This is a genomic window from Microcystis sp. M079S1, from assembly GCF_020246425.1.
Classification (GTDB): domain Bacteria; phylum Cyanobacteriota; class Cyanobacteriia; order Cyanobacteriales; family Microcystaceae; genus Microcystis; species Microcystis aeruginosa.
In genome coordinates this window covers 1-7,789 of sequence record NZ_JADBSZ010000257.1, presented here as the reverse complement: position 1 = coordinate 7,789, position 7,789 = coordinate 1, and the positions used below count along the sequence as shown (strand labels likewise).

Annotated in this window: 8 protein-coding genes; 2 read left to right on the top strand and 6 right to left on the bottom strand. The window is 42.2% G+C overall.

What is annotated here, in order from left to right; all coding sequences use genetic code 11:
- Positions 1 to 425: 425 nt before the first annotated feature.
- The 4 genes from IM456_RS17015 to IM456_RS17000 form a co-directional block, all read right to left on the bottom strand.
- A complete protein-coding gene (locus IM456_RS17015; protein WP_149988222.1) occupies positions 426 to 890 on the bottom strand; it encodes a DUF29 domain-containing protein in 465 nt (154 codons plus the stop codon).
- A gap of 16 nt (positions 891 to 906) precedes the next feature.
- Complete coding sequence (locus IM456_RS17010) at positions 907 to 1,365, bottom strand: DUF29 domain-containing protein (protein ID WP_149988223.1); 459 nt, start codon at positions 1,363 to 1,365, stop codon at positions 907 to 909.
- A gap of 43 nt (positions 1,366 to 1,408) precedes the next feature.
- Positions 1,409 to 2,392: a protein-methionine-sulfoxide reductase catalytic subunit MsrP gene (gene msrP, locus IM456_RS17005; RefSeq protein WP_012265438.1), complete on the bottom strand. Its 984-nt coding sequence runs from the start codon at positions 2,390 to 2,392 to the stop codon at positions 1,409 to 1,411.
- 85 nt (positions 2,393 to 2,477) lie between these two features.
- Positions 2,478 to 3,863, bottom strand: coding sequence for a cytochrome P450 (locus tag IM456_RS17000; RefSeq protein WP_149988224.1), 1,386 nt, complete (start codon positions 3,861 to 3,863; stop codon positions 2,478 to 2,480).
- A gap of 263 nt (positions 3,864 to 4,126) precedes the next feature.
- Between IM456_RS17000 and IM456_RS16995 the strand changes: the two genes are divergently transcribed.
- Positions 4,127 to 4,882: a TVP38/TMEM64 family protein gene (locus IM456_RS16995; RefSeq protein ID WP_149988225.1), complete on the top strand. Its 756-nt coding sequence runs from the start codon at positions 4,127 to 4,129 to the stop codon at positions 4,880 to 4,882.
- Positions 4,883 to 5,278: 396 nt separating this feature from the next.
- Positions 5,279 to 6,826: a mercuric reductase gene (locus IM456_RS16990; RefSeq protein WP_149988565.1), complete on the top strand. Its 1,548-nt coding sequence runs from the start codon at positions 5,279 to 5,281 to the stop codon at positions 6,824 to 6,826.
- 163 nt (positions 6,827 to 6,989) lie between these two features.
- On the opposite strand, the gene IM456_RS16985 is transcribed toward IM456_RS16990, so the two are convergent.
- Both IM456_RS16985 and IM456_RS16980 read right to left on the bottom strand, forming a co-directional pair.
- On the bottom strand, positions 6,990 to 7,388 hold the full coding sequence (locus tag IM456_RS16985) for a type II toxin-antitoxin system VapC family toxin (RefSeq protein WP_081106832.1): 399 nt from the start codon (positions 7,386 to 7,388) through the stop codon (positions 6,990 to 6,992).
- A 5-nt stretch (positions 7,389 to 7,393) separates the two neighbouring features.
- Positions 7,394 to 7,681 (bottom strand): hypothetical protein, encoded by a 288-nt coding sequence (locus IM456_RS16980; RefSeq protein ID WP_149988566.1) that lies wholly within the window; start codon positions 7,679 to 7,681, stop codon positions 7,394 to 7,396.
- Positions 7,682 to 7,789: the final 108 nt, after the last annotated feature.

The following is a 7,789-nucleotide window of genomic DNA, read 5'->3' as shown; positions in this document are numbered from 1 at the left end:
TAACCCTTATATAGAAAGGCATTTAGCGATTTTTGTCAATTGTTTTTTATCTAGAGCGAACTAATCAATTAAGTCTCTTGCCAGATAAGGATTCAGTCGATTTATGCCCCCATATCGAACCATACCAAGTCCCGAAGAGCCGATTTTCTGAAGGCTTTCACTGACTTCAGATAACTTGGATAAGTTTTCAATTAGAATTTTAAGCATTTCATTCCCCATATCACGACCAAAAGCGTGTTAGCCAGATTAGCATATTGCCAAAAACCTTGTTTAACTAAATTCCTGACAATTAGGCTCATTCTAGCGATGATTCTTCGATCTGACCGCACCCCTTGACAAAAACTTACAATTATTCGACCTTTAGCGATCGCTATCGGGAGATAGTTGTTTTTTGTTAGAGCAGTATGGAGCAGTCTAACTGATGGCTATATTTCCAGATTATCGCCCGCAGGAAACCAATCTTGATCGAGAATTTGTTCAAGGGAACCAATGGGAATAGCGGGGAAAGTATCGAGGGGTAATTGAGTTCTAACTTGAGCCTCTTTTCTAGCAAATTGATAGCATTCCTCAAAGATTTCGAGAATATAAGGTTTCAGACTAGGGCTATCTTTAATTTCTTCGATTATTTGTCGGCGAAAGTTGATAATTTCCCCTTTCCAGTGACCCTCATTTCTTGCTCTTTCTCCTGTCCAGTAAGTTAGTTTCAGCAAATGTACCAGCAATTGAATCAAAAGATTTTCGATTTTGCGCTTTTCACTCCTTCCCATACTTGCTAATTCCTCTAGTAAATTCTCTAAATCTACCCGCTCAAACTGTCTCGCTTGCAGTTGATTAATAGTAGTTCTAATCCAGAGATAAAAGTCTTGTTCGTACAGGGTTTTATTGTCCATAATTGACCTCTAGATATTACTCATGTTTATTAGTGGGAAACCAATCTTCATCGAGAATTTGTTCAAGGGAACCAATGGGTATAGCGGGAAAAGTATCGAGGGGTAATTGAGAGCGATCACTGGCATTTTTTCGGGCTGAAAGATAACATTCATCAAAAATTTCCAAAAGATAAGGTTTCAGACTAGGACTATCTTTAAGTTCATCTAATATATCGAGACGAAAAGTTCTAATCTCTCCCTTCCAGTGACCTTCATTTCTCTCTCTTTCTGCTCCCCAATATTTGAGTTTAAGTAAATGTTCTAATAATCGGGTTAACAGACTTTTAACTGTGCGTTTTTCACTCCTACCCATACTTGCTAATTCCTCCAGTAAATTCTCTAAATCTACCCGCTCAAACTGTCTGGCTTGCAGTTGATTAATAGTAGTTCTAATCCAGAGATAAAAGTCTTCTTCGTACAGAGTTTTATTGTCCATATATACTTAGTTAAACTGAATAAAATGGGGATAATTATAAAACTTAACTATATAAACTAGCCACATATTCACCATAGCCATTATAGGGGAGAGTTTCGATAATTTCCCAAGATAAATCACTTCTACTACCGATAAATTTTTCCGTTGCTTGCGACCAACGGGGATGGGGTTTACTGGGGTTCACATTAGCCTCAAAATCGTATTCGTGAGCGTCAATTGTGTTCCAGTAGGTGGCGGGTTGTTTGGCGGTAAATTCAATTTTTACTATCGATTTTGCTCCTTTAAAACCGTATTTCCAAGGAATAACCATTCGCAAGGGTGCGCCCTGTTGTTTCGGTAAATCATGACCGAAAATTCCCACAGCAAAGAAAGCTAATTCGTTGGCCATTTCTTCAATTCTTAAACCTTCTGTATAGGGCCATGGTAAGGCTCCTAAATGTAATCCTGGCCCCTGGGTAATTTCTGGATTATAAAAGGAAGTAAAACGGACGAATTTAGCTTCTGGTTTTGGTTCCACTGCCGCAATTAAAGCACTCATGGGAAAACCCAGCCAAGGTAACACCATTGACCAAGCTTCCACACAACGAAAACGATAGATTCTTTCTTCGAGAGGAAAGGTTTTTTTTATAGTATCTATATCGTAGGTTTGGGGATTTTTTACCAATCCTCCCACTTCTACCGTCCAGGGATTCGTCGGTAGTTTCTGCGCTTTTAACCAGATATTTTTCCCCCCTCCGAACTCATAAAAATTATTATATCTCCCCGCTACAGTTTCGGCAGCTATGGGGCGATTTACCGTTAAAAACTGCGGATTCTTGCTGAAACCTTCAATTTTAGGTAATTGCAAACTTTTTTCTAAAGCTTCCGAGGAGGAGGATTTACCACAAGCAGTTAATAATAGGGAACTCCCCGCAATTCCTGTCCCGATTAACCCCTGTAAAAAGCGACGACGGTTAAAATAAACACTTTCGGAAGTAACTTCATTTTCGGAAATTTGCCAGGATTTAGCTAAACGAATTAAGACCATAATTATCCCCGATTTTATTGACAAAAAAACAGAGTTATGATATGGGATACCACAACTCTGATTGTACAATAGTTTGTCAGTTTTTTTAAGAAATTTCGGCGAGCATGGGGGCAGTCACCAGAGGTTCCCGTCGTCCTTTTAAGACCATGGGAACTCCTCGCGAGGGAGCAAGGGTTAAACCGCGACGGCTGGGTTTTTCGGGGGTATTATTAACTAGAGTTAACTGATAATTGGCCAAAATTGTGGCGATAGCGATTTTCATCTCGTAGATAGCTAAAACTTCCCCGATACAACGACGCGCCCCACCACCAAAAGGCATATATTCGTAGGGGGTGAATTGTTTTTCTAAAAAGCGTTCTGGTTTAAAAGTATGGGAATCGGGGAAAGTTTGCTCGCGGTGGTGGGCCAGATAAATACAACCCATAAGAATTGTCCCTTTTTCTAAAGGATAACCATCTAGTTCTACCGGTTTTTCCACTACTCGCGGAAAAGTTAACATTCCCACGGGATGAATGCGTAAAGTTTCCGAACAAACTGCCGAAAGATAGGGTAATCGAGTTATGTCAATGGGGTTAGGATTATCTCCTAAAGTGGCTATTTCTTGCAGAATTTTTGCTTTAATTTCTGGATAGCGATGAGTCCAGTAGAGCGCCCAAGACATAGCGGTGGCGGTGGTTTCATGACCGGCGAATAATAAGGTCATTAATTCATCGCGCAATTCCTTATCGCTCATCGGGTTGCCTTCTTCATCCCGGGCCGACATCAGTAGTGATAAAATATCGGTGCGATTGGGGTTAGGATTAGCTTTTCTTTCGGCAATTTCTGTATAGATAATATCATCAATTTTTTCTTGGTAACGCTGGTATTTTCCCCAGGGACTCCAAGCACCAAAATCAGCCCGCAAAATTGGAAAAAATAACAAAGAAGCCATCACCGGAGAGTTAAAAATATCGAGCATTTCAGCGAGAGTTTTTTTCAGGGTTTGATAACGTTCCCCTTGACTAATTCCAAAAACTGCCTCCATAATTACTTGTAAAGCAATCGCTGTGGTCGCTGAACGGGCCTTAAAAGGTTGATTTTGGGGCAATTCTGCCATTACTCTCAGGGTAATATCGCGGATTAAATCGCCGTAGAAACGCATTCTTTCCCCGTGAAAAGGTGGCAATAAAAGCTGACGGCGTTTTTTGTGGATGTCTCCGTCTAACATGACGACGGAATAATCACCAATAATCGGGGCAATAATCCGATTGGCTTCCCCCGGTGCCGAGAATTGTTTACGGTCATTAGTTAAAATTTGTTGTAGGGCCGAAGGACTACTGACAAAGATAAAATTATCTACAGTTAAACCCACTTTTGTGCTAAAAATATCGCCATGCTTGCGGGCGGCATTTTCCATAAAAGCTACGGGATTAATGATCCATTGTGCCATTTGCAGGAAGGTAGGGGCTTTGACCTTGGGGAGGATTTTCATAGATTAATTGCTATATCGAATGCTAATTATTTCTAATTGTGACATTTTTTCCCCAGAGACGGCAAGGTGTAATATCAAGTAAACAGCAAAATTTACCGGGCTGTTGCTTGTCCTATCTTCTCCCAGAGAGGGGGATTTTCTGGGAATTTTCAGGATTGGCTTTCTGGTCTAAACAATGATAACTACGGTAGAATAGCCCCTAGTTCTATTTAATTCGCTTTTATAGTTTAATCTCTCTTTTATTCTCTTTTTAGGGACTTGTGATGATTATTTCCCAGTCCAGCAACTGGAAAAAGCTGGTTATTTGCCGTTATTTGCCGCTGCTAATCGCCTTTAGCGGCACTTTTCTCCTGATTACTCCCCCCGCTTTTGCCCTCGAATCCAGTGCCTCCACCGGTTTTAATCCTCAAACTATTCTTTTCAATGCCTTAACTTGGGTGGATAGTTTGGGAGCCGTAGGAGCGATCGCGTTTATAATTATCTATATTCTAGCTACTGTGGCCTTTTTTCCAGGTTCAATCCTGACTTTAGGGGCTGGTGTGGTTTTTGGCCTGGTTTTAGGCTCTTTTTACGTCTTTATCGGGGCAACTATCGGCGCTACTGTCGCTTTTCTGGTGGGACGTTATCTGGCTAGGGGTTGGGTGGCGGAAAAAATTCAAGGTAATAGTAAATTTCAAGCTATCGATGAAGCTGTGGGGAGAGAAGGCTTAAAAATAGTGCTTTTAACCCGTTTATCTCCCGTATTTCCCTTTAATCTGCTCAATTATGCCTATGGTGTCACCGGGGTTTCCCTGAAAGATTATCTACTAGGTTCCGCGGGCATGATTCCGGGGACGATAATGTATGTTTATATTGGCTCTTTAGCGGGCAATCTTGCCACTATCGGGACCTCAACACCAGCTACTAACCCAGTTTTACAATGGACTATTCGCCTGATCGGTTTTATCGCTACCGTTGCCGTCACCCTCTACGTCACAAAAATTGCCCGTCAGGCCCTGGCATCAGTTATCAGTGAATAGTAATCATTTATCAGTCAGGGGTTGGGGAAGTGGGGTGTGGGGTGTGGGGTGTGGGGTGTGGGGTGTGGGGTGTGGGAAGTGGGGAGAAAAAAGCTGCCGACCGCCGACCGCCGACCGCCGACCGCCTCCTGACTCCTGACTCCTGACTCCTGACTCCTCAAAACCTAAGACTCTGCACCTCACAACTATGGGAATTGCTATAACTGCTTTAATAAACCTCTTGCATAATTAATTTTTCAGGGTTCAAAAACGGCAAAAATAAGAATTAAATTGCATAAAATCTGTAAATAGACCATTTAACTGATTATTATTCATTCTTAATTATCCTGACTACTGACTACTGGCTACTGACTCCTAACCCTAACAACAATTTTTGATTTTTACAAGAGGTCTAATATGTTTGAAAATAGCTCTAGGGAAGTTAATGTTCTCCCCATGGACGAACATAATCAAAAATTAGTTAATTATGTTCATCCTGCCGATTGGGTCAATCCACAACCCCAAGATTGTTATGATTTAGTCGTCATTGGTGCGGGTACTGCGGGTTTAGTCGTAGCGGCGGGAGCGGCGGGTTTAGATATAGGTTTAAAAGTGGCTTTAGTGGAAAAACACCTCATGGGGGGAGATTGCCTCAATTTCGGTTGTGTTCCTTCCAAATGTCTGATTCGTTCCTCTAGAATTATCGGGGAAATTGAGAAAGCCAAAAAATTAGGAATTAATATTGGGGATACTAGGGTAGATTTTGCCAGAGTCATGACCAGAATGCGGCAAATTCGCGCCGATATTAGTCATCATGATTCGGTGCAACGTTTCCAAAAACTAGGTATCGATGTCTTCTTGGGTAGCGCTCGTTTTTTAGGACAAAATGCTGTGGAAGTGACGGGAAAAACCCTCGATTATAAAAAAGCTGTCATTGCCACTGGTGCTGGGGCCTTTCATCCCGATATACCCGGACTAAAAGAGGCGGGATTTTATACCAATGAAACAATTTTTTCCCTAACAGAATTGCCTCCCCGATTAGCTGTTATCGGTGGCGGGCCGATTGGTTGTGAATTAGCCCAAGCTTTTCAACGGTTAGGCGCGCAGGTGATTTTATTTCATAATCATTCCCATCTTTTGAATAAAGAAGACCGAGAAGCGGCCGAAATTATTGAGAATACTTTGCTGCGGGAAGGAATGCAATTGATTCTCTCCTGCCAAATTGAACGGGTGACAAAAAATGAGCAGGGTAAAACCATTGAATATACTAGCAACGGTCAAGGAGCAACTATCACCGTTGACGAGATTTTAGTCGGTGCTGGCCGGGAGCCTAATGTGTCAGGATTAAATTTAGAAGCGGTGGCTGTGGAATACGATACTCGTCGGGGAGTCAAAGTTAATGATTATCTGCAAACTACTAACCCGAAAATTTATGCGGCCGGTGATATCTGTATGGATTGGAAATTTACCCATGCTGCCGATGCAGCCGCCCGTATTGTGATTAAAAATACTCTTTTTTCTCCCTTCGGTTTCGGACGCTATAAGCTCAGTAATTTAGTTATGCCTTGGGTCACTTATACCGACCCAGAAATTGCTCGTGTGGGCATGGATGAAACCCAAGCACAGACCCGGGGATTGACCACTAATACTATTAAAATTCCTTTGAGTATAGTCGATCGAGCTATCACTGATGGCGAAACAGCAGGTTTTTTAAAAATTATTCACAAACAAGGTTCCGACCAAATTTTAGGAGCCACTATCGTCGCCGCCCACGCCGGTGAGATGATTTCCGAAATTACCACCGCTATGGTTGCCAAAATCGGACTGAGTAAACTCTCTACTGTTATTCATCCCTATCCTACCCAAGCGGAAGCGATTAAAAAGGCCGCCGATGCCTATCGTCGAACTCTCTTGACTCCTAATAGTAAAAAACTCTTGGAATTGTTGACTAAATTATCGCGTTAAAATCAATGATTGCCACCGGAGAACTGCGGCAGAACTTTGAACAATTCTGGCGGCAAGCAGCCGCGCAGTTGGGAAACTCCCAATCCCTCACCGAACGGGGGTCGGGGAAATGGCAAGAGTACCAGTTGGAGAAATACCAACCCCTGACGCAGCTCTGCCCTTTTTAGAATACAAGTAAACGGTGAAAACCTTCTTGCTCAAAATGGCGATCGGTGGTTAATGCTTCATTAATATTGAACTGACGCATCAATAAAAAGCTAACTGCATCACATAAGGAATAAGTCTTATCTTGCCGTGCCATCAATAGTTTGACCGCAGCACGATGTAAAGGCTCATCTATCCAAACTGTCTCGATATCTGGATTTTCTAGCAAATCGGTGATAAATTCTAGGGTAGCTAAACGCGGGTAATGGCGAACTTGAGCTAGAGCAACTAACTCTGCTAAAACGTAACTGTGGGTGATGCTTTTACCTGCACTATCTAACAATTGGACAGCTTCTTCATGTCCTGGTTGATCACGATAGACATAGCAAAGTAACCCAGAAGTATCGAGGAGTATCACCGATTTCATGTCTCCTCATGAGTATCTCCATACTCTCTTCCTAAGTCAGCATCAATGCTTTCATTATCTGCTCCTGTCGGATAGCCGCTAATTGAGCCAGCGTGCGCTCGAAAGCGTTGACGTGCTGCTTCTTTTTCGGCTTCCGTGCGTTGGTCTTTAGCTTTTGTTAAGCGATACTGTCGCTCAAGGGAAGTTGTTACTAATTCTGACAGGTCGATCCCTAATATTTTAGCTTGCTGTTGCAAGGCGGCATAGACTTCATCGCTCAATTCTAGGGTTAAGACTTGACTCATTTGGCTGTACCTTCATTGTGGCTATTGATTAGATTAATTTCTTTTTTAACTCTTTGACCATTATAACCTCGGACATCAGCTTGTCTCTTCACAGTAGCACTGTAGGGT

Bases quoted from the DNA above. Each gene is read 5' to 3' on its own strand.
- IM456_RS17015 (WP_149988222.1), bottom strand. From the start codon at position 890: ATGGACAATAAAACCCTGTACGAACAAGACTTTTATCTCTGGATTAGA.
- IM456_RS17010 (WP_149988223.1), bottom strand. From the start codon at position 1,365: ATGGACAATAAAACTCTGTACGAAGAAGACTTTTATCTCTGGATTAGA.
- IM456_RS16980 (WP_149988566.1), bottom strand. From the start codon at position 7,681: ATGAGTCAAGTCTTAACCCTAGAATTGAGCGATGAAGTCTATGCCGCC.
- IM456_RS16995 (WP_149988225.1), top strand. From the start codon at position 4,127: ATGATTATTTCCCAGTCCAGCAACTGGAAAAAGCTGGTTATTTGCCGT.
- IM456_RS17000 (WP_149988224.1), bottom strand. From the start codon at position 3,863: ATGAAAATCCTCCCCAAGGTCAAAGCCCCTACCTTCCTGCAAATGGCA.
- IM456_RS16990 (WP_149988565.1), top strand. From the start codon at position 5,279: ATGTTTGAAAATAGCTCTAGGGAAGTTAATGTTCTCCCCATGGACGAA.
- msrP (WP_012265438.1), bottom strand. From the start codon at position 2,392: ATGGTCTTAATTCGTTTAGCTAAATCCTGGCAAATTTCCGAAAATGAA.